This window comes from Rhizobium acidisoli (genome assembly GCF_002531755.2).
Classification (GTDB): Bacteria; Pseudomonadota; Alphaproteobacteria; order Rhizobiales; family Rhizobiaceae; genus Rhizobium; species Rhizobium acidisoli.
Genome location: NZ_CP034998.1, coordinates 3,063,278 through 3,082,749, shown reverse-complemented (window position 1 = coordinate 3,082,749; position 19,472 = coordinate 3,063,278). Strand labels below are relative to the sequence as shown.

17 protein-coding genes are annotated in these 19,472 nt (G+C 56.8%); 11 read left to right on the top strand and 6 right to left on the bottom strand.

The annotated features are described in order from the left end of the window. The first annotated feature begins 255 nt into the window (after positions 1 to 255). The gene (locus tag CO657_RS15185; RefSeq protein ID WP_245292960.1) at positions 256 to 564 is read left to right on the top strand and encodes a hypothetical protein; all 309 of its coding nucleotides are present in this window, start codon (positions 256 to 258) and stop codon (positions 562 to 564) included. A gap of 104 nt (positions 565 to 668) precedes the next feature. Here CO657_RS15185 and CO657_RS15180 read toward each other — a convergent pair whose 3' ends face one another. Continuing rightward, the gene (locus CO657_RS15180; RefSeq protein ID WP_054182840.1) at positions 669 to 1,556 is read right to left on the bottom strand and encodes a DUF6030 family protein; all 888 of its coding nucleotides are present in this window, start codon (positions 1,554 to 1,556) and stop codon (positions 669 to 671) included. Between the two features lie 491 nt (positions 1,557 to 2,047). Between CO657_RS15180 and CO657_RS15175 the strand changes: the two genes are divergently transcribed. From CO657_RS15175 to CO657_RS15155, 5 genes are all read left to right on the top strand, one after another. Continuing rightward, positions 2,048 to 2,680: a class I SAM-dependent methyltransferase gene (locus tag CO657_RS15175; protein ID WP_003590741.1), complete on the top strand. Its 633-nt coding sequence runs from the start codon at positions 2,048 to 2,050 to the stop codon at positions 2,678 to 2,680. A 170-nt stretch (positions 2,681 to 2,850) separates the two neighbouring features. Beyond that, positions 2,851 to 3,276 carry a helix-turn-helix domain-containing protein gene (locus CO657_RS15170; RefSeq protein WP_003590742.1) on the top strand — a complete coding sequence of 142 codons (426 nt, stop codon included), beginning with the start codon at positions 2,851 to 2,853 and terminating at the stop codon, positions 3,274 to 3,276. Positions 3,277 to 3,438: 162 nt separating this feature from the next. Then, positions 3,439 to 4,629: a YcaO-like family protein gene (locus tag CO657_RS15165; protein WP_054182962.1), complete on the top strand. Its 1,191-nt coding sequence runs from the start codon at positions 3,439 to 3,441 to the stop codon at positions 4,627 to 4,629. Further along, positions 4,626 to 5,333 (top strand): TfuA-like protein, encoded by a 708-nt coding sequence (locus CO657_RS15160; RefSeq protein WP_054182839.1) that lies wholly within the window; start codon positions 4,626 to 4,628, stop codon positions 5,331 to 5,333. Before CO657_RS15165 ends, CO657_RS15160 begins: the two co-directional genes overlap by 4 nt. Positions 5,334 to 5,435: 102 nt before the next feature. Then, positions 5,436 to 5,684, top strand: coding sequence for a hypothetical protein (locus tag CO657_RS15155; protein WP_054182838.1), 249 nt, complete (start codon positions 5,436 to 5,438; stop codon positions 5,682 to 5,684). A 475-nt stretch (positions 5,685 to 6,159) separates the two neighbouring features. On the opposite strand, the gene CO657_RS15150 is transcribed toward CO657_RS15155, so the two are convergent. Next, on the bottom strand, positions 6,160 to 6,366 hold the full coding sequence (locus CO657_RS15150; RefSeq protein ID WP_012558648.1) for a hypothetical protein: 207 nt from the start codon (positions 6,364 to 6,366) through the stop codon (positions 6,160 to 6,162). Positions 6,367 to 8,014: 1,648 nt separating this feature from the next. Between CO657_RS15150 and CO657_RS15145 the strand changes: the two genes are divergently transcribed. Further along, a complete protein-coding gene (locus CO657_RS15145; protein ID WP_003590751.1) occupies positions 8,015 to 9,064 on the top strand; it encodes a glycosyltransferase family 2 protein in 1,050 nt (349 codons plus the stop codon). Here the strand turns inward: CO657_RS15145 and CO657_RS37300 are convergent. Next, positions 9,053 to 10,699: a polysaccharide deacetylase family protein gene (locus CO657_RS37300; RefSeq protein WP_245487141.1), complete on the bottom strand. Its 1,647-nt coding sequence runs from the start codon at positions 10,697 to 10,699 to the stop codon at positions 9,053 to 9,055. The two genes, CO657_RS15145 and CO657_RS37300, sit on opposite strands and share 12 nt — an antisense overlap. Positions 10,700 to 10,707: 8 nt before the next feature. After that, positions 10,708 to 12,096, bottom strand: a complete 1,389-nt coding sequence (locus CO657_RS37295) for a glycosyltransferase family 2 protein (protein ID WP_245487140.1) — start codon at positions 12,094 to 12,096, stop codon at positions 10,708 to 10,710. Between the two features lie 115 nt (positions 12,097 to 12,211). Here CO657_RS37295 and CO657_RS15135 point away from each other — a divergent pair, with 115 nt between their 5' ends. From CO657_RS15135 to CO657_RS15120, 4 genes are read left to right on the top strand one after another with little or no spacing between them, the layout of a single operon-like run. Then, positions 12,212 to 13,060, top strand: a complete 849-nt coding sequence (locus CO657_RS15135) for an ABC transporter permease (protein WP_003590755.1) — start codon at positions 12,212 to 12,214, stop codon at positions 13,058 to 13,060. After that, complete coding sequence (locus tag CO657_RS15130) at positions 13,057 to 14,358, top strand: ABC transporter ATP-binding protein (RefSeq protein ID WP_054182837.1); 1,302 nt, start codon at positions 13,057 to 13,059, stop codon at positions 14,356 to 14,358. Before CO657_RS15135 ends, CO657_RS15130 begins: the two co-directional genes overlap by 4 nt. Then, positions 14,358 to 15,548, top strand: a complete 1,191-nt coding sequence (locus CO657_RS15125; protein ID WP_054182836.1) for a glycosyltransferase family 2 protein — start codon at positions 14,358 to 14,360, stop codon at positions 15,546 to 15,548. Before CO657_RS15130 ends, CO657_RS15125 begins: the two co-directional genes overlap by 1 nt. Continuing rightward, positions 15,541 to 16,908: a glycosyltransferase family 2 protein gene (locus CO657_RS15120; RefSeq protein ID WP_054182835.1), complete on the top strand. Its 1,368-nt coding sequence runs from the start codon at positions 15,541 to 15,543 to the stop codon at positions 16,906 to 16,908. Before CO657_RS15125 ends, CO657_RS15120 begins: the two co-directional genes overlap by 8 nt. 92 nt (positions 16,909 to 17,000) lie before the next feature. On the opposite strand, the gene CO657_RS15115 is transcribed toward CO657_RS15120, so the two are convergent. Continuing rightward, entirely contained in the window at positions 17,001 to 17,957 is a 957-nt protein-coding gene (locus CO657_RS15115; protein ID WP_054182834.1) for an NAD-dependent epimerase/dehydratase family protein, read from the bottom strand. Between the two features lie 314 nt (positions 17,958 to 18,271). Continuing rightward, positions 18,272 to 19,426, bottom strand: a complete 1,155-nt coding sequence (gene ampC / locus CO657_RS15110; protein ID WP_054182833.1) for a class C beta-lactamase — start codon at positions 19,424 to 19,426, stop codon at positions 18,272 to 18,274. Between the last annotated feature and the right edge of the window lie 46 nt (positions 19,427 to 19,472).

The window sequence follows — 19,472 nt, the reverse complement described above, 5'->3', positions numbered from 1 at the left end:
GGCTTTTTTCATGTCCGCGGCGGAATTTAACGGGCCGAGCTCGCCGGCAACGATCCATCGCGGGGTCTGTGTTTCAATTCAGTAGAGTAATGCAACCTCAAATATACTGTCGAACTAGGGGATATTGTCGGTATCTGCTAGACTTTCCAGCTTGCTCCAAGATATAAACCGTTCTGGAGGGCGCTCGCGATGGAATATTGATTTAGCTATCTGATGAGCTGTTTTCATATGGCATTTCAAAATGCCGCTTTTTTTATGGCGACCGTCCGAAACGATCTATTCCTTCTCGACGGCCGGCAGTTCGCAGCCCTTGTCTTCGGCGTCGTCGGCGTCATTGTCATCCTGTTTGCAGCGTTGATCAGAACATCCTTGCGGTTGCGTCGATCGGCGGTCGCCCTTCGCTCTCTGAGCGATGATCTTGCCCAGGTCACGCAGGACCTCAATGTCGAGCGTCTCTGGCGCCTGGCGGGCGGAGACGGCACCGAACGGCCGAGCGCGGAAAGTTTGAAAGAGCTTTACAGGATCCTGGCCAGGCATCACGACGATGCAAGTTACATGGCGTGACAAACCGACGGATAATCTCGGCAGGTCCTAAAGTGCGTCGCGATCTTTCAGATTCGCTCCTTGCACTTTAGCTCTTTGCTTTTACGCATGTCGTTGCCGCAAAACTAGCGCGGATGGTCCGCATTTCTTGCCGGTGCCTCGGCATCGGCAGGCGTGGATAGCTGTGCCGACGGCACGTCTGTCTCGACCGTTGGGTCGGGCGATGGAAGCCATGTTCTGTCGGAAAAATAGCTTCTTGTTCTTTTCTGGGGCCCGGAGGTCGCATCCAGCGACAGCGTGAAGTTATAGCGGTCGGGATTGAGCACCTCACGGGCGAAGTTGATGCTGGCTCCGAAACCGTCTTCCTTGACGTCCTTCAGATTCTTGATTGCGTTCAACGTCTCGTGAAAATCCAGCCATTGCGGTTGCCGCAACATGGTTTCGAAAATTCGCAGGATAGCGGGATCGAGCTGGCCGTTTTGATCCGTCTCGGGATTGATGATTTTCACCCGCATATTGCTGATCACGCCGGCGGCGTCGCCGCGAACGATGACGAAGATGGAACTCGGAAGCTGATCCTTTTCCCGCTTGGCGCCATGTTCGAAAAAGCATTCGAACGTATCGGCGTTGAAGCTCGCCGCCGCCCAATCGCTGGTTTCGATACCGGCATCGCGCAGAGCTGCACACATTGCAGGCCCGGATATTCGCCATGTGCGTAGAAAGGTCGACACGGTCTGCGCCACCGGCGGGTCGATCAGATGCAAGGGAAGCGTAAAAGTGGCGGGCGGCGCCGGGCGCGGAAGGGCTTTGGGGGGAGGCGGCGTAACGTCAGGGGGAAAGAGATCGAAGCCAAAATAATGGCCCACCGTCTTCAAATGTTTCATGTCGTTGGAAAGAAGCACCGTCCCCATGACCAGTGACAGTGAGATCGTCAGCAGCAACCAGAAGACCACGGGAATCGTCGGTTTTCCCAATGGCTGTTTCGCATTTGCGGACGGCGAATTATCGGGCAAGCTTGTCTTCTCCGGTCCGAGAAGGATTTCGATCGGGCTGTCTAAATCCAGCAGTATACATTTATCCGTTAAATATCTTTGGCTTCGTGTCGGCAATTGGGCGCCTTTATGCCTCACCACCAGGATGGGCGCGGCAGATTCGGTGAAGATGCAGCACCATTCAATCAGGAACCGCTCATGCGGCTACGGGCAATGTCACTGCTAGCTCCATGAAGGCGGTCGCTGCTGGTCTGGTGTTTCGTAACTTTGAGATATTGCTTTTCACTCATATTCTGAATTCAATGAATCCATTGAATTATTTAAAGTATTTTCTGCGATGCTCCATCAGCTTGTGCATTCTGTGTTCGAATTTTTGGTATTTCGCGCATAGCTTTTGTTTTTAATAATAAAACTCCAGATTATATCTTTTTCTATCCTTGCTGTTTGGCGGATTCCATCAAATTTTGGACGCATTTTTCGATAGTGTCTGCCGCGCAATCGCGGAGGGGGACATGTCCGTCGAATTAGACGCAACTACCTATGTTCATGCCAAGCCGACAACCGCGCATTTCTACATCTTACCTGCCGTGCTTGACGCGCTTGAGAGCCATTTCGCCGGTTCTGCGAAAAACGACGTCTTTGATTTGGGATGTGGTACGGGTGGAGCGGCCGCTGCTCTTGCGGAGAAGGGTTATTATGTCGTTGGCGTTGATCCTTCCAGCGATGGTATTGCCAAGGCCAATATCAATTATCCCGAACTGCCGCTGAATGTCGGCTCGGCCTATGACGATCTTTCCCGGGAGTACGGCACGTTCAACGCCGTCATCAGCCTGGAGGTTGTCGAGCATGTCTACGATCCGAGGGCATTCGCCTCGACGATGTACGATCTTGTCAAGCCGGGCGGCGTCGCCGTGATGTCGACGCCCTATCACGGTTATCTGAAGAACCTTGCACTCGCGGCGATGGGGAAAATGGATGATCACTTCATGCCGCTGAAGGATCATGGGCATATCAAGTTCTGGTCGAAAAACACACTGAGCATGCTGCTGCTGGATGCCGGCTTCGATAAGGTCCGTTTTCGTTATGTCGGAAGAATTCCTGTTTTGGCCAAGTCGATGATCGCCGTGGCTCGAAAGCCTCTTTAGAGGCGGTGTCCAAGCGGCCGTCATTTCGAACAGCAGTGCGCGAGCGCAGGTTGTTTATACTGTGAGCAGCGCCGAAAAAAATCCTTACGAAATATTTACTTTTAGTTGCATTTTTGCCTAAACTCTCCATTATACGGCTGGCATGCTGATAAAGTGGGAGACTTATTCACATGAAGGCTAAATCCCCGAATTCGATCGACGTCTATGTTGGCAACCGCGTCAGGGTGCGGCGAAAGACGCTCGGGATGACCCAGCATGGTCTGGCCGAACTTCTGGGCATTACCTTCCAGCAGATCCAGAAATACGAAAAAGGAACGAACCGGATAGGCGCCAGCCGCCTTCAACGCATATCCGAGATTCTTCGCGTGCCCATCGGCTTTTTCTTCGAGAACGGTGGCTCCGGACCGATCGAAGGCGAGACGAGCGAATTGAACAAGTTTTTGTCCTCGAAGGAGGGGCTGGCGCTCAACAAGGCGTTCATCGCCATCGAGGATCCGAATATCAGGCAAAAACTGGTGGCATTGGCCAAAAGTCTGGCCGTTGCCGGCTTGTCGGAGATCGACGGTGATTTGCAGGATCCGGTTGTAAACGGCTGAGACGGATGGTGCGTCACCTGCAGACATTCGGCGATCTGCGGTTGATCGAGACGAATGGTGACTGCTCCGCCGTCCGATCAAGGGGCTGCTGATGTCGGCCCATATCTATGTCGGTGCGCTATGAATTCAGCCCTCCATCCGGCCCACTATTCCGACAGGATCATATCGCCGGGGGAGACTCTTTCCCGCGTCGAACCTTTTTTGGCCAGGTTCGGCATTACCAGGGTTGCGCGACATACCGGGTTGGATGACATCGGAATTCCCGTCTGGTGCGCCTATGCCCCGAATTCGCGGTCGATCGTGATTGCTCAGGGAAAGGGCCTGACCGATCTGGACGCCAAGGTATCCACTGTCATGGAGGCCCTCGAACGGGCCGTTGCCGGCGAACCCTTCGTCAAGCGCGTCCACGGATCCTCTTCCCGCCTGCAGGCGATGGGCTACCAAGTCGACAGGTTGAGCTGCCTGACCGCCGTCCATAAACCCGATCTCGGGCCTGATGACGAAACCGAATGGGTCGCCGGTATCAATATCCTCAGCGGCGACGAGATCCACGTTCCCTTCGAAGCGGTGGTGCTCGACCGGACGCGGGACGCGCGATACTGGATGTCGTCGGATGGCCTGGCTTCGGGAAACAGTGTCGAGGAGGCAATTTTTCATGGCGTCCTGGAGCGCATCGAGCGTGACGCTCAGGTGCTCTGGCAGGTGGGCGGGGAAGCCGATCTCTATGCCGGCTGCGTTGATCCCCGCGGCTTTGAGGATGGTGCCCTGAACGGTCTGGTCGACATGATCGAAGCATCGGGATTGGCGCTCAGGCTGTTCGATATCACCAGCGACGTCGCGGTCCCCTGTTTCACCGCGATGCTGGGTCCTGGGGAGCTAATTCCAGGCTCCAGGCATGTTTACGCTGACAGGGACATTCGCCTCGTCGAGGTGACCGGCGGCACCGGGGCGCACCCGTCTCCCGTGCGGGCGGCCATTCGGGCGGTGACGGAAGCCGTGCAATCCCGGCTGACCTATATCAGCGGCGCCAGGGACGATATTTCTCCTGCCACTTTTTTAAGATCCCTTCCGCCGCTGATGCGGCGGGCCTTCGATGCGGTTGCCGCACCGCCTGCCGCCCTGCGCCATGACGGCGCGGCAGATTATCGGGCACGGAATCTGACGGAGCTGCTGCAACAAGTGCTTGACGCTCTGCGCAACCGAGGGATCGCTTCGGTCATCCGAGTCCGCCTCAGCGACGACACGCTTCCCTTTAGCGTCGTCAAGATCGTTATCCCTGAGCTCGAAAATCCGGAGGGGGAGCGCGCCCGGCGATTTGGAACAAGGGCTCTGGCCAAGGCGATCGGGTTTTGAAGATCATTTTCGCAGGTCCCAGTCTTCCCGATGCGGTATCGCTTGCCGGCGAGGCGGTCCGCGTCCTGCCGCCCGCCATGCAAGGTGATGTCCTGGCTCAGGTGGAACAGGGCGCCAATGTCATCGGCCTGATCGACGGCGGCTTCGAATATGCCGCACCGGTCTGGCACAAGGAAATTCTTCATGCTCTCTCGCTTGGCGTGGCCGTTCTCGGGGCAGCAAGCATGGGCGCCTTGCGGGCTGCAGAATGTCATCCGTTCGGGATGATCGGGATCGGCCGCATTTTCGAGGGCTATCGCACCGGTCGGCTGGTCGACGATGCAGCCGTCGCACTCATGCACGCGCCGAGCGCGCTCGGCAGCAAGCCGCTGACGATACCGCTCGTCAATGTCAATGCCACGCTCGATGCGATGGACGATAGCGGACTGCTCGCAGCTGGACTGCGCGAGCGGCTCGAAGATGTGGCAAACGCGATCTTTTTCAAGAGGCGGACGTGGCGGTCGATCGTCGAGCAATGCGCCGGTATAGCCGAGCCGGACCGTCCGCAGCTGCTGGCGACGCTTCTTTCGAATTCTGTCGATCAAAAACGCATCGATGCCCTGGAATTGCTGAAAGCCGTGCAGGACGCCCGCGACATAAGATCGAACGCCGATCTGCCCTGGAAGCTGCATTCAACCGCGTTCCGTACGCGTTCTGCATTGTAAATCGAAAGCAGCAATTCTCACCGAGGGTTGTGTCACGCTTTTTTCACGGGCTCAAACACTTCTGCGCGCGTATCATTGCTTCAATTCGTTGGAGAAATGCTCATGGGCGTGACATCGATTGCCAAGGCAAATGCAGACCAAGGGGCGGACGATGGTCTGAACGAACTCATCGCGCTGGCGCGGATGATTGCCTACGCGCGACAGGTCGCTGACGATGTCAAGCTGCAATTCGCCACGAATTGCCTCGATCTGGCGCTCGAGGCGGTGAAGCAGGAAGTGGGGGAAGGCTTCACCAGGGAACTGGCCGAATTGAGCTCGCCGGTTCCGCAAGTGAGTGTGAGCTGTCACTAAAACAAACGACTGGAGCGGTTCTGCGCTTCCATAACGGTTGAACCGCTCTAATGCCTGTCGCCCGGAAGTGTCCAGCGTTCCGGGTGATATGCATTAGACAAAGGACATAACGCTCGGCGCGATGCGTCACGCCTTCAAACTTAGGCATAACCGGGAAAATCAACATTGATTTTCGCGGTTATGTTTGTGCTGTTATGGAGATGGGGCTCGCGGAACCATTCGATCCCTTCGCGGGAGATAACGGGCTCAAGCTCACGCCTGGGCAAATCCATCTCAACGGCTGTTTGGAGAGGTTTGGCTTGTTGGGGCTGCGGATGGTCGACGCGTTGTTCAGGATCTGCCGGAAACGATCCGCTGGACGGTTACAAGCGAAGAGTTACGGTCTCCTCGGCGTTGCTTCCGGGGAGGGAAGCGGCGCGATTTCGCGTTCACATGGCTTCTGCGCGATCGGCCGATCGACGGCCGATCCCTCATCTCAGTGGGTCAAATTGCGCTTCTGGGCCAGGAGTAAAATGTAATCGTCGGCAATGTCTGCGATGGCCATTGCGACTTCCGCCGGATCGCACCCTTCGACCTTCGTATTTGCAATGAACTGATAAACCGCCTTCTCGATCTGCTTCCGGCAGATCATCACGCGTTCATCGTAACCAAATTCCGGAATATGCGATGCTATATCACTCATCAGGTCGGCTCCCTCACTACTTACAGTGACCATGACACAAATTATAAGTTGAGCAAGCAAATGCTTTATGAAGGGTTAATTCCCTGTCGAGGTGCGACCATTTCGACACAGGTGTGGCGCACCATAAGACGCCTTCGGCGTGTTGAACGGGACGGGCTCGAAGAAGGCCGGTCGTTTCGTGTCGGAAGATCGCGAACGAGGCTGACGTCGCGGCTTGGCGCCGGTATCTCGGCCGGACATGCCGGAACCCATGCGCCGCGGTTGAGACGGACCGACCCGCTGCTGCCGGCGGAACTGCGCTGTGTCTGCGGTCTAACCATCTGATTTAGCGACATGTTGCACCATCGTATATCTCTACTGCCGTCACGGGACGCTCCTAAGTCGCACCGGCTACGCTCCGGCGCGCGGTCATCTCCACGACTGCCGAGCTATCGGGTGTGATCCCCATCCGGTGTACCCGCGAAGTTAGCGGCGCGGCTGAAACCCGAGGTGGGAAGCGGCTTCAGCTGACTTTTTGCCCTCCTGATAATAACTGGAACCGGGGTCGGTGGTAATTAAAGACAGAATAACTTGCGACCAGTAATCGGAGTGCTCAAGAAAATTTTTATCAAAAGGTTAAATAATAAGTTTCAGATGGAGGTTGTATTTAAATATCAATTAAAAGATGACGTAAATTTTATGCGTATATAATCACGCGATGTATTGTATTGCGGTTTTTGTGGTTTTATTAGTGATTAACATGTTCCGATATCGGCTGTGTGACATCGGTTGTTGGTAAAATTACATCGATGCGTAGGTAGGTGTCGGGCTCGCCATTGAAATATAGCTTCCGATATCGCCCGCGCGGGCGGCGGGCCTCCAGTTTTCAGTTGGAAAAATGTGAGTTTGTCTCATCAGGCAGATCTCTGCCAGGTGATATCATTATTCAAAGCAATATTTTTGTATGCCGATACAAAGGCAAGAGCAATCGCATTTGCGGCAAGCGTCCGGGAAGCAAAGCAGAGAACCCGCCGGGGTGGGTGGCGGGTCCTCCGGTAGAAATGCTTGCACAGTGCGTCGGTATGATTGCAGCTAAATTCGGTCTTGTCTAAGATTTTTATTGGGGTAATTATACAATTACTTTAATTGTGTTTCTCCGGGAATAGTATCCTTCAATGGCTGCCAAATGGAGAGCTCACTCCGACGAGCATTCTCAACCAACCATCATTTCCAAGAGCAGGCGGCGACTTTGCCTTTGTGCACGCGGTAGGCCACGCAAGACCGGGTCCGCAACGAACCTCCTGTATCAACTTGATGATGACGAGAGTTCTGTGGATCGCATTTCGGGCGGCCTCAGCCGGTGAGAACGCCGATCGCGCGACTGAGCATACCGTTTGGTCCACCCCAATGCGAGGCCTGAGCGATGCGGAACGGAGTTGCCCTCGTCGGGGTCTCGGCGAGGCGGGATGGATACAGGTCAGCTTCCTCACAGGTAGATGGTAACCGTCTTTTTGGCGGCCGCGTCGCTTTTGTAGCGGCAATCTATCGACTACCAACAGCTGCTGGCTAGAAATATCTTTGTCGTATAACCATTACTCCGTTTATGGAAACTCAAACGTCCATCTGGCGTAACCATCTTTGCGATGGCGTGGATTTCGGAGTTGAGAGCTTGAAGAAATCGGCAGGAAGTGAAGTCACTGTTGCTGTTGTAATCCCTGCCTACAACGCGGAAGGAACTCTGGCTGAAACAATCAGCAGCGTTCGCAATCAAACGCATCGCGCGCTCGATATCGTCGTTGTGGACGACGGTTCTAAGGACGATACCCTGGCGATTGCGCAAGAAATCGTTGAAATCGATCCGCGCGTGCGAGTATTGAAGCAAAGAAATTCAGGGGTCGCTGCTGCTCGAAATGCGGGTTGGCGCTCTACCTCTGCCGACCTGGTGGCGTTCCTAGATGCTGATGACCTCTGGTCACCCGATAAAATTGAGCGACAGTTGGTGGCATTGGAGTCAGGGGGGCCACAAGTCGGGCTGGTCTACACTTGGTATGCGATGATCGACCACAACAATTACGTCATTTACCGGAGCAATGAGGTTTCCGTCGAGGGAGATGTGCTCGACGACGTACTTGCTCAAAACTTCATTGGAAATGGAAGCTCGCCACTTGTACGGCGGACTGTCCTCGAAGCGACGGGAGGATTTGACTCCTCGCTCCAGCAGCGCAAGGCGCAGGGATGTGAAGATTATCTCTTCTACTGCCTAGCCGCTGAACTCTCGCATTTTGCAGTAGTGCCGGATCATCTAGTCGGCTATCGCCAAACCCCCGACAACATGTCAGCCAATTTGGCGCGAATGCTTCGGTCCTGGATTCTGGTCGCGGATGAAATGCTAAAGAGGCACCCGGAAAAGGTTCTTGCAATCCGGGCAGGCCTAAGCCGCTGTGGCCGGTGGCTCGCCCAGAGGGCGGTTGAACAAGGCCAATACCGCGCGCTCATCGGACTTGTGGCTACCATGTCGGGATATGACAAGCCCATTGCCGCGGAGATGCTTGTGGTCGACGCGAGAGCAAAGGCAATGGCGAACCTCAAAAAAAAGGCTCGATCATGGCTGAGGCAGGAACCCAATTTCTCTCCAAATCCCAATCATCGCTTTGCTCTAGGAACAAAGTACGATGCGGGTTGGACGGTGGACCACCCCATTCTTGTCTCAGCTAACTAGCAGATTTGCGAACTCTGACTGGGTGATCCCGCGAAAAACCTCCTGTCTTTTCAATGCGAGCTTATCTGCATCCGCCCGCACTGCGCCGCCGACGCAGCTTAACCCGATCCGGTAACCACACTGTTCGGCTATGTCCCGGATAGCGGGGTCGAAGTCGCCGTACGGATATGCGATCGCCAGCACTTCCCGACCCAGGCATTTTTCAAGCATGGCTTTGGAGCCGGCAAGCTCTCGCAACAGGCTCTCCGGTGCCAGGGCAGATAGACGCACGTGCCGGACACCGTGGGCGCCGAGCGTCACGTCGCTTTTCGCGACTGCCGCAAGTTCCTCCCACGTCAGCAGTGGAGCTGGCGATCCATAGGCCGAATCCCATATTGCAGAGCCGCCGACCCTGCCGGTTGGGACGAAGAGTGAGGATGGGAAGCCGTATCGATGTAGCAGTGGGAGGGCATGCGTCATGAAATCGCGTGTAGCGTCGTCGAAGGTCAGAACCAATGTCTTTTCGGGCGGTTTGGCACCTTCATCGAAACAAGCAAGCAGCCGATCCAAAGTCATGCCGCGCCATCCGGCGTCGCGCAGGAAGGCCAGTTGAGCTTCGAAAGCCTCCGGAGACTGGCGGTATCGAGCCAGCTGTTCAGCACCGTCGTCCGAAACCTGATGGTACATCAGGATCGGGACATCGTTCCAGTCGGCGGCGGCTTCCACAACTTGCCCCCCTCTCCAGCGTACCTGGCTGGCGACCTGAAGAGGCAAAGGCTGCGCTGTGTTTACTTCCACGCGTGTCGGCTCAAGGAAGCCCCCGTGCTCCACCTTCTCGAACCTTTGGATTCTATAGAGCGGACTCCTGGCTTCAACCGAGAGAGTTAAATCCGGATGCTGGTCAAACATCTCACCTATGCCGACCGCACCGAATTCATGCGGCCACCCAAATCCCGTCTCATTCGGCATATCAACCAGGAGGTTGGCGTGGGCGGTCACGAACCAACCACCAGGGCGAAGGCTGCCTGCAATCTTATCGACAATCTGCCGAAGTTTTTCTCTGTTCTCGAAATAGTACAGAACTTCACTGCAGACGATGAGATCGTAAGGCCCTTCCAGCTCGTCGCGCAAAAGATCCAACTGCCGATAGGCTACCGCAGAATCATCGTCCTGGAGCGAGGCCGCTCGAGCGACTGCCGACGCCGAAATGTCGGTCGCCAGCAGGTTGTCGACGCGGGAGGCCAACATCCGTGTAAAGGTTCCTTCCGCGCAGGCCAGCTCAAGGCCGTTTGAAAAGCGCCGATCGTCCAACACCGAGAGTGTTTGAAGGTATTTCACAGTCTCATAGTTGTTTCGGTAGTCCCAAGGATCGACCTGGGAAAACAGTTCCTCCCAGTACGCCTCCGTATCGTACCTCGGCACCTCATCGCCCGCCGGGCCGGTTTTTTTCGACGGCGTCTCCTTTAACATCTGCGCCGAGGCTGCAACTGCCCGCTGACTTTCCTCTTCAACGATTCGATCGAATTCGGCGCGCCCGGCATGCGCGACGCCCAATATTGAGTCGACAGGTGTTGGTGCCGGCTCCTCCTTGCTGCCCCAACCCGCGACTGTCTTAGCTTCTGCCCAATATGATATTTTCGCCATGAGCTTCAGCACCCGTTGAGCTACCCCCGGTGGCTGGGCGCTGCCATGCTGGCGGCGGCGACGCGCCCGTCATCCTGATCAGGAAGATTGACGAAGCCGTCCTCTGCCACCGCCGTTGGGTCCGTCGGATCGTCGAACTCCAGGCCGAACATCATCCTAAGTCGATTTCGTATGGCATCGGCTTCGATTGCTCCGAAGACAACAAACTCCAGTTGCCCTAGCAGCGTCGGGCCTCGCCAGATGCAACAGCGCAGCCGCTCAATGCCGGGCAAGATAAGGTCGACGATAGGTCGATCCAAATCGATTGGCTGTATCCTCGTTGTTCCGATCGTGGCGGGCACGTCGGTCGGCAGTTGGTCGGCGATCTTTCGTTCCAGTGCACGAACCAGCAGCGAACCAAAAGCTTCTTGGGGACTATGCCGATTAAACCAAGCCTCCAGGTCGGGAAGCTTGTCCTGGATCTTCGACCAGAGTCCGGGCCAAATCGGCTCGCCCGGGAAGGCGCCGACCACAATCCCGTCCATCATGATTGCGCTGAGCGCGTAGGCGTCGGCGTCAGGTGGGATAGGCTCTGCCACCCGGTCAAGCAGTTCGCCAGGATTGTCGCCCTGACCTATTGTGGCGCCGACGAGCCAGGTCGCGAGATACCAGCACGCTGTTCCCAACGCGGCTTGTGTTATTCCCTGGGCGAGGGCCGGCACTGGATAGGCAATGCGCGGATCGGAATGGTGGCCGCGCCGGATCACCTTAAGACCAAAATCGAGATGCTTAACCCTGTTTGACGACAGCGAACCGGCCTCTACGCTAACGTCAGCCATCAGGCCTTCAACCGGCGCAAACTCGGCGCCAGCTCGAGCGAGGCGCTGCCACAGGTCCCAGTCCTCGCACATTGTCATCTCTGGATCGAAGCCGCCGATTTCTGCAAGCCGGGACCGGCGAAGCAAGGCGGCGTGGATCGCGAAGGGGCAATAGCGCGCTGTTTCGGCAAACGGATTGTCCATTTTCACCGCGGGGTGAGACTGCCACCAGGGAGCACCATCTTTCAGGCGGCGCCAACCGCAATGCAGAATGTCGGCCTGCGGCAAAGCTCGTGTGTGATTCAACATGGTTTCGAGGTGAAAGGGTGCCAGCGCGTCGTCAGAGTCGAGAAAGACGACCCAGTCGCCTTTCGCCTGTGCCAGTCCCGCATTGCGAGCAGCTGAAACGCCGCTCTGCTCCTGCCGCAGCACACGGAAGCGCGTATCCCGGGCCGCAAAACGGTCCGCGATCTCAGCAGTCCGATCGGTTGAACCATCATCAATGATGACACATTCCCAGTCGGCATGACTTTGCGCTATCAGGCTCTCCAAGGTCGAAGAAATCGTTGTTTCCGCTTCATGCGCCGGTGTAATGATGGAAACCATCGGCATAATTGTTGCTTCCTACGATAACGATCACGCTAGTGTACCGTGTCAGTTCGCGAGTATGATGATCTTTACTACTTTGAGGCAAGGTGTATTTAACCGGTGGCAAGAGTGAGCCTAAATGCCTGAACATCTCAAGGATGATGCGCTGGATCGCGCGAAACGACGGGACCAATACTGGCGTCGTGATCAGTGGAAGCCCTTGATCCACGTCTGTCTGCAATGGAACGATTTGCTGTTAGAACTTCTGACACGCGATCTGAAGATGAGATATCAACGGTCCGCGATTGGCCTCGGCTGGTCCTTGATGCGGCCATTGAGCCAGCTGCTGGTTTTTTCGCTGATCTTTCGTCACGTCCTGCCCCTAGATATTCCCCACTACACCACTTTCGTCTTTTCCGGCGTGTTGGCCTGGGGTTGGCTCAGCACTGCGGTACCCGCAGCGACGACTTCCATAACCGGCAGCAGCGAACTGGTGCGCCGGCCGGGCTTTCCGATCGGGATACTTCCTGTTGTCGCGGTCATCACACAGGCAGTGCACCTTCTGCTCGCTCTGCCACTCCTCTTCGTCATCTCGTTTATCGAGACCGGCGGCCCGACTTTAAGCGTCCTCGCACTTCCACTCGTCTTCCTTGCGCAGGCGCTGTTCATGATGGGCCTGTCCTATCTTGTTGCGGTTGCGCATGTCCACTTCCGGGATACTCAACATTTGGTAGGCGTAATTTTGATGCTGGGTTTTTACCTGACACCCGTGTTCTACAGTCCACTTAAGGCAAGCGAGCCGATGGCGTTAATTCACACCTGGAACCCGATGGCCTGGATTCTCGAGGGCTACCGCGCCATTTTCGTCGAACACGCGTGGCCTCCCGTTGATATCTATTGGAAGACTGCGCTGGTTTCTTTGCCGATGCTCATTGCCGGCATCTGTCTGGTCGAGCGTGGCAGCGCACGCCTCGTGGACGAACTATGAGACAAGGCGCCATTACCGTCCATGACGTCGGCAAGCGCTACCGTCCGCAAGGGGGTGCACGTTCCACCACCTTGAAGGGTTACCTTTTGTCCGGACGGTCCGTGGTAAAGTCGAAAAGCTTTTGGGGCCTGCGCCACATCAGCTTTGCGGTTGCGCCTGGGCAAGCTGTCGGCGTGGTCGGGCTAAACGGGGCCGGGAAGTCCACTTTGCTGCGTCTGATCGGCGGCGTTGGTCGTCCCGACGAAGGGCAGATCAAGGTGAGGGGGCGAATTGGCGCCTTGCTCGACATCGGGGCGGGCCTGACCGACGATTTGACGGGGCGCGAGAACATCTTCCTGCTGGGTGTTATCGCAGGAATGCGGCGTACCGAGGTTGCCGAGCGGTTTGACGAGATTGTAACCTTCGCAGAACTGGAGGCGGCCGTTGAGAACCCGGTTCGCAGTTATAGCACCGGGATGCGCATGCGCCTGGCATTCGCCGTGGCAGTCCATGTGCGCCCGGACATCTTGCTTATCGATGAGGCCCTCGCCGTAGGCGACCAAGCCTTCCAGCAGAAGTGCATTGCAAGAGTGAAGGAGATACTGAACGGCGGCGCCACTATCTTCTTCGTGTCACACGACGTTTCGCAGGTAAGAGAAATCTGCGATCACGTGCTGTTCCTGAGAGGCGGTCGCGTCGTGGGCTACGGACCAATCGACGAAATGCTCCCGCTTTATACCTCGGCTGTCGAGGCGAAGGTCGCCAGCGTCCAGCACGAACCGTTCGCCGTTACGAAACTGCCCGTCGAACTTGTGCCGCAGGTCAGCCGGTTCGGCAACGGCGAACTCCAGATCGCAGCCGTAGCGTTGCTGAACGAGCAAAGCACGCCGACAAGTACCATCGTTGCGGGCGACCGGCTGTCGATTTCACTGACCTATGTTGGCGCCACCAGAGATCGCAACGCCGTTATCGTCATCGGCATCTACGCGGCGGACGATACGTGCTGCTTCGAGACCGACAGCAAGTTGGCCGAATTCGCCCCTGTCGTAGACACGGACACGGTGCGCATCGAAACAACACTCGATCGTGTCGACCTGGCGCCGGGCGACTATCGCGTTACGGTGGGCCTTTTTTCGGCGGACTGGCAGCAGGTTTACGATTACCATGCCGAAGTCTATCCTCTCGCCGTGACCGGCCCCGGCCCAAGAAAGGGTATGCTGAATCCTCCGACACAGTGGCAACAGGTGCAGTCGCGCCCCACCGCGACCTCGCCGGACCACGGCTCATTGGGTCAGCACAGCTTGGATCGGAACTCCTGATGCGCCTTGCGGTTCGAGACATCGATATTCTTGACCTTCCGCCAGATTTTGAACCGACCGATGACTATCAGGGTGCGCTTGTGCTGATCCGGGTCGCCGGTCGTCCGTGCGGCCAGGCTGTGATCGCCTTCGACACCGATGGCGGCAAGATGCCAATTAAGGACAGGATTCTGTCTGCGGCCAGTTCGTCGGTCTTCGAAGCCTGGCTGAGACATCGGCTGGCCCTCCCTGACCCGTCGCCTGCTCCAAGTCAGCTGCCGAAAGCGTCCGTAGTGATCTGCACGCGCGATCGTACCGAAGATCTGGAACGCTGCCTCACCGGGCTTTTGGCTATGCCGGATAAGGCTGATATTCTAGTCGTCGACAATGCCCCATCGAACGAGGCCACGCGAGATTTAGTCGGGCGCTTCGACACTGTGAGATATCTGCGTGAACCGCGTCCTGGTCTTGACGTCGCGCGCAATACTGCCCTTCGCAACACAGAAGCAGACGTTGTCGCCTTCATCGACGACGACGCGGTTCCCGACCCGCTATGGCTTAGAACCTTGCTTCGCAATTTCGAGGACCCCCTCGTGCTGGCCGTAACCGGCCTTACCATGGCGGCAGAGCTGGAAACGGACTCGCAGATCGCCTTTCAGCATTTTGGTGGTTTTTGCCGTGGTTTCAGGCGTCAGGTCTATGATGCCTATAACCTGGACCCATTCACCGGATGGCATGCGGGTGCCGGTGTCAACATGGCATTGCGCCGAACGATCGTTGACGCGGTGGGGTGGTTCGACGAGGCTCTCGACGCTGGAACGCTCAGTCTGGCTGGTGGCGACACAGACATGTTCCGGCGTGTGCTCGAAGCCGGATATCGGATCATCTACGATCCCGAGGCTCTGAACTGGCACCGCCATCGTCGCTCAAGCAAGGAACTGCAGCAGCAGATGTATGGCTACGAGGTTGCATCATTCGCGATCTTGACGAAGGCCCTCCTGTTCGAGGGAAACCCGCGTGCGATCCCTCGCATGTTTCGTTCGTATAGCAGGCTTCTTCGGCGATTGTTTCAAGCTCGACCGACACACCAATTCAGCCTGCCTTACAACGACGCACTAACGCAGGTCAGAGGTGCTGTGAGCGGCCCGGTTCGATATCTGAGGGCGCGGGTGAGGGCGCGAGCAGGGGAGGCAGGGCATAAGCGTGGTTGAAATCAGCGTTATCATACCAACGCATAATCGTGCTGCCATGCTGAGATCGCTTTTAAGCAAGCTCGACGCTCAGCGAGAGGGGACCCCAGCATTCGAGATCCTGGTTGTGGCGGACGGGTGTGAGGACGACACGTCGACAATGCTATCGTCGCTTCGTATCCGCGTTCCGCTTCGTACCCTGACGTTGCCGGGCGTCGGTCCGGCACTCGCCCGCAATGCGGGGTCGCAGGTCGCGAGCGGCCGTTTATTGATCTTCCTTGATGACGACATTGAGCCGGGGGAAAACTTCGTTCGGGCGCACTTCGTTGAACATCAGCGCCACCCTGGAGGCGTAGTGATGGGCCCGTACCCGCCACTTCCGCACATTGCAAAGGATCGCTTCCGCCTCAGCGCGCGCGCGTGGTGGACGAGGCATTTCGAGCGTGTCTCCCGCCCTGGACATCAGTTCGCCTTTACCGATGTGCTGACAGGAAACCTTTCGCTGAATGCAGAACTATTTCATGCAATGGGCGGGCTCGATCCTCAATTCGCCCGGGCACGAGAAGACTTCGAATTTGGTCTGCGCTTGATCAAAAAAGGAGTTCCAATTCGTTTTGCTCCTGACGCATTGGGCTATCATCTCGAACATCAAACGACGACACTCACCGGAAAGATGGTGCGCAGGTATCAAGAGGGACGCTCCGATGCCTTGATGGCTCGCAAGCACCCCGACATACAGCGGCTGCTCGCGATCCATCGGTTTACCGGAAGGAAAGGGCGGAAGAGGCGTCTGCAAAGGGCCATCGCTACCCGCGTCGGTTCTGTCCTTGACCCCCTCGTCAAGGCTGGCCCCCGCATCCTCCAAATGTTGGAAAAGGCTGGCCTTCGCAGGCTCTATGAAAAGGTGGAGCGACAGTGCAATGGATATCATTATCTTCGCGGCGCCGCGGAAGTGTTAGGCGAGGATTGGCGGCTTCCGCCGGATCCGACAGCTTCCACTAATGAAATCGACGTGCTCGAGGTCAATCTGGACCAAGGCCTTGAGGCAGCCGAAGCTATGCTGGCGGAACGCCGACCCCTCGCTGCTCGTATCATGAATGGGACGGTACACGTCGGCGACATGGGTCACCGGATCGGCGCCGAACCGTGGGACGCACGGCATTTCCGTCCGTGGCTGAACCGCCAGGCAATACATAGATATCTTCCTGTGGCGCTTGCCGAATGGCAGGGTCAGCCGATCAGCGCCTCTCCGAATTTGTCCGACTTCACATTGAATACTCTCAATAACCCGAGTTTCCACGCGCATATGATCGAACAGCACGTCCAATGGATGGAGGCGAAACTGCGTTCAGCACTCTATGACAACAGGAGTAAATCGTAGCGGCCGACGCTGCTGCAGCCGACCGCCAGGTTCAGGTGCCCCACCGGGCCTATGCCGATGCGCCGAGCCAAAATCCACCAGCATATGCTCGTTTATTCTGCAGCGTGCGCCTTCATTTGGTCCCTGAACCAGTCAAGCGTCATGGCCACGCCCTGTTCGTAGCTGATCTTGCACGACCACTCGGGCATGACGTAATTGGCGTTGGTCAGGTCTGGCCGCCTGTTGGTCGGGTCCTGCGGCGGTGACGGCTCGAAGACGATCGGCACGCCGCCGACCAGTTTGGACACATATTGCGCGACTTCGAGCACCGAAATCTCGCGATCATTGCCGACGTTCAGAGGTCCCTTGTAGTCGGTTTCATTGATCCAGAAATAGCGCGCGAAACCGTCGACGACGTCATCGACATAACCCCAGCTGCGCGACTGCTTGCCGTCGCCGAATACGGTGATCGGCCGGCCCGCCAGCGCCTGGGTGATGAAGTTGGAGACGGCGCGGCCGTCATCGGACCGTGTGCGAGGACCGTAAATGTTGAAGGGACGGACGACCTTGAGGTCGAGCCCCTGGGTGCGCTGCATTTCGAACAGCAGCGATTCCGTGCAGCGCTTGCTCTCGTCGTAGGATGAGCGCGGTCCGGTGCAGTCCACCTGGCCCTTATAGGATTCCGGCTGCGGCGACACCAGCGGGTCGCCATAGACTTCGGAGGTCGAGGTGAAGCCGAAACGTCCACCCTTCTTCAAAAGCTCCAGCAGGCGGAATGCCCCGAGAAGATTGGCGGCAATCGTCCTCTTCGGCTCCTTCATGTACCATGGCGGCGATGCCGGTGAGGCAAGATGATAGATTTCATCGAATTTTTCAGAACTGCGCAGCGTCTCGACGTCCGACTTCACGAAGTGGAAGCGGGGATCCCGGATGTGGGCGATATTGTCGAAAAGTCCCGTCCAGAGATTGTCAACAACAACCAGCTTTTCGACGTCGGTTCTAAGTAAAAGCCTGTCGCACAAATGCGAGCCGATAAATCCAGCCCCGCCAGAAATCAATACGCTTTTCATTGCATTGCGCCTTATGACGTTGAGTAGGTAAGTGTTTATTAGCATCACCTTTAAGGCGTGGCAATTCATTAGAAGTATTCTAGAAAATACTCCCTTATTAATCTTAATTATTCATATGTTTTACTTAAAGTAGTACCGCCACATTCGGCAACGGAACGACTACGGGCGAGGCGCGCCCGTCGATCGCAAGAGTTTCTGTATCACGAGGGCGCTGGCTCGGCATCGGGCTAAAGTCTGACTCGATTTCCGGAGGGGTGATCCAGAATTGAAGCGATGCCGTGCGCTAGCCGTGGAGGCGATGGCCTGTTTTCCGATCAGTCGGCCGAGAGCGCGGTCAATATCTGATAGGCCGCGGCGACGCGATCCTCGTTCGGATAGTTCTTGTTGGCGAGAATGACGATGCCGAGCCGCTGTTTGGGGATGAAGGCGACATAGGCGCCGAAGCCGTTGGTCGAGCCGGTCTTGTTGATCCACACATCGCCGCGCGGCTTCATCGGCGGCCGCAGTTCCGAGACCGGCATGGTCTTCAGCATCGCGGGGGAATTGCCCTCCAGCAAGTCGTTCAACGCGGCGGGATAGGCATATTGCTCCCAGATGAGATCCTGGGTCATCGCCCCCGCTTTGAAATATCCGATATGGGTGCTGGTGATCGCCTGCTGCAGTTTTTCGTCGAGCTTGACCAGGCCCATATTGGCGCCGACGAAGCGGATCATGTCGCCTGCGGTGGATTTGACGCCATAGGCTTCGGCTGAGAGAACGGCCGGCGTCATCCGGGCGGGCTCGCCGCTGCGCTTATAACCTTGCGCATAATCCGCCAGCCGCGCTTTCGGCACATCGATATAGGTGCTTTTCAAGCCGAGCCCGGCAAACAGCTTGCCCTGCATCAAAGCCGCAAAATCCGCATGCATGGCTTTTGCCACGATATAGCCGAGCATGCCGATGCTGGGATTGGCATAACTTCTCTGCGCCCCAGCGGCATAGGAGGGCTGCCAGGTCTCGAAATAGCCGAGCAGCTGTTTTTCGGTTTTGATCTCATCGGGAAGCTGCAGCGGAAATCCGCCCGCCGTGTGGGTGCCCAGGTTCATCAGGGCGATATCGCCGAACGGCTTGCCCTTCATCGCCGGCAAATACTTGCCGACCTTGTCCGACAGCGAGAGCTGTCCATTTGCTTCCGCGTAGGATGCCAGCGTCACCGTAAAGGTCTTGCTGATCGATCCGAGTTCGAAGAGCGTGGTCGGCGCCACCGGCCTGCCGGTGTCCTTGGATTCGACACCGTAGTTGAAGATGTGATCCTGGCCGTCAGCGGTGATGGCGACGGCAACGCCGGGAATGGCGTATTTCTCGATGATCGGCTTGATCGCCGCATCCGTGATCGCCTTCAACTTGGTCTCGTCGGCGGCAAAAGCGCTGGTGGCAGCGCCGGCCGAGAGCAAAATTGCCGATAATATTCTTATCCCAACGCTTTTCATAAGCGTCATCCTCCAATCGACAGAGCAGCCAAAACAAGCGCAAAAG

Coding starts and splice junctions, on each gene's coding strand:
- CO657_RS15185 (WP_245292960.1), top strand. CDS start 256: ATGGCGACCGTCCGAAACGATCTATTCCTTCTCGACGGCCGGCAGTTC.
- CO657_RS15175 (WP_003590741.1), top strand. CDS start 2,048: ATGTCCGTCGAATTAGACGCAACTACCTATGTTCATGCCAAGCCGACA.
- CO657_RS15170 (WP_003590742.1), top strand. CDS start 2,851: ATGAAGGCTAAATCCCCGAATTCGATCGACGTCTATGTTGGCAACCGC.
- CO657_RS15155 (WP_054182838.1), top strand. CDS start 5,436: ATGGGCGTGACATCGATTGCCAAGGCAAATGCAGACCAAGGGGCGGAC.
- CO657_RS15150 (WP_012558648.1), bottom strand. CDS start 6,366: ATGAGTGATATAGCATCGCATATTCCGGAATTTGGTTACGATGAACGC.
- CO657_RS37295 (WP_245487140.1), bottom strand. CDS start 12,096: ATGCCGATGGTTTCCATCATTACACCGGCGCATGAAGCGGAAACAACG.
- CO657_RS15135 (WP_003590755.1), top strand. CDS start 12,212: ATGCCTGAACATCTCAAGGATGATGCGCTGGATCGCGCGAAACGACGG.
- CO657_RS15130 (WP_054182837.1), top strand. CDS start 13,057: ATGAGACAAGGCGCCATTACCGTCCATGACGTCGGCAAGCGCTACCGT.
- CO657_RS15125 (WP_054182836.1), top strand. CDS start 14,358: ATGCGCCTTGCGGTTCGAGACATCGATATTCTTGACCTTCCGCCAGAT.
- CO657_RS15115 (WP_054182834.1), bottom strand. CDS start 17,957: ATGAAAAGCGTATTGATTTCTGGCGGGGCTGGATTTATCGGCTCGCAT.
- ampC (WP_054182833.1), bottom strand. CDS start 19,426: ATGAAAAGCGTTGGGATAAGAATATTATCGGCAATTTTGCTCTCGGCC.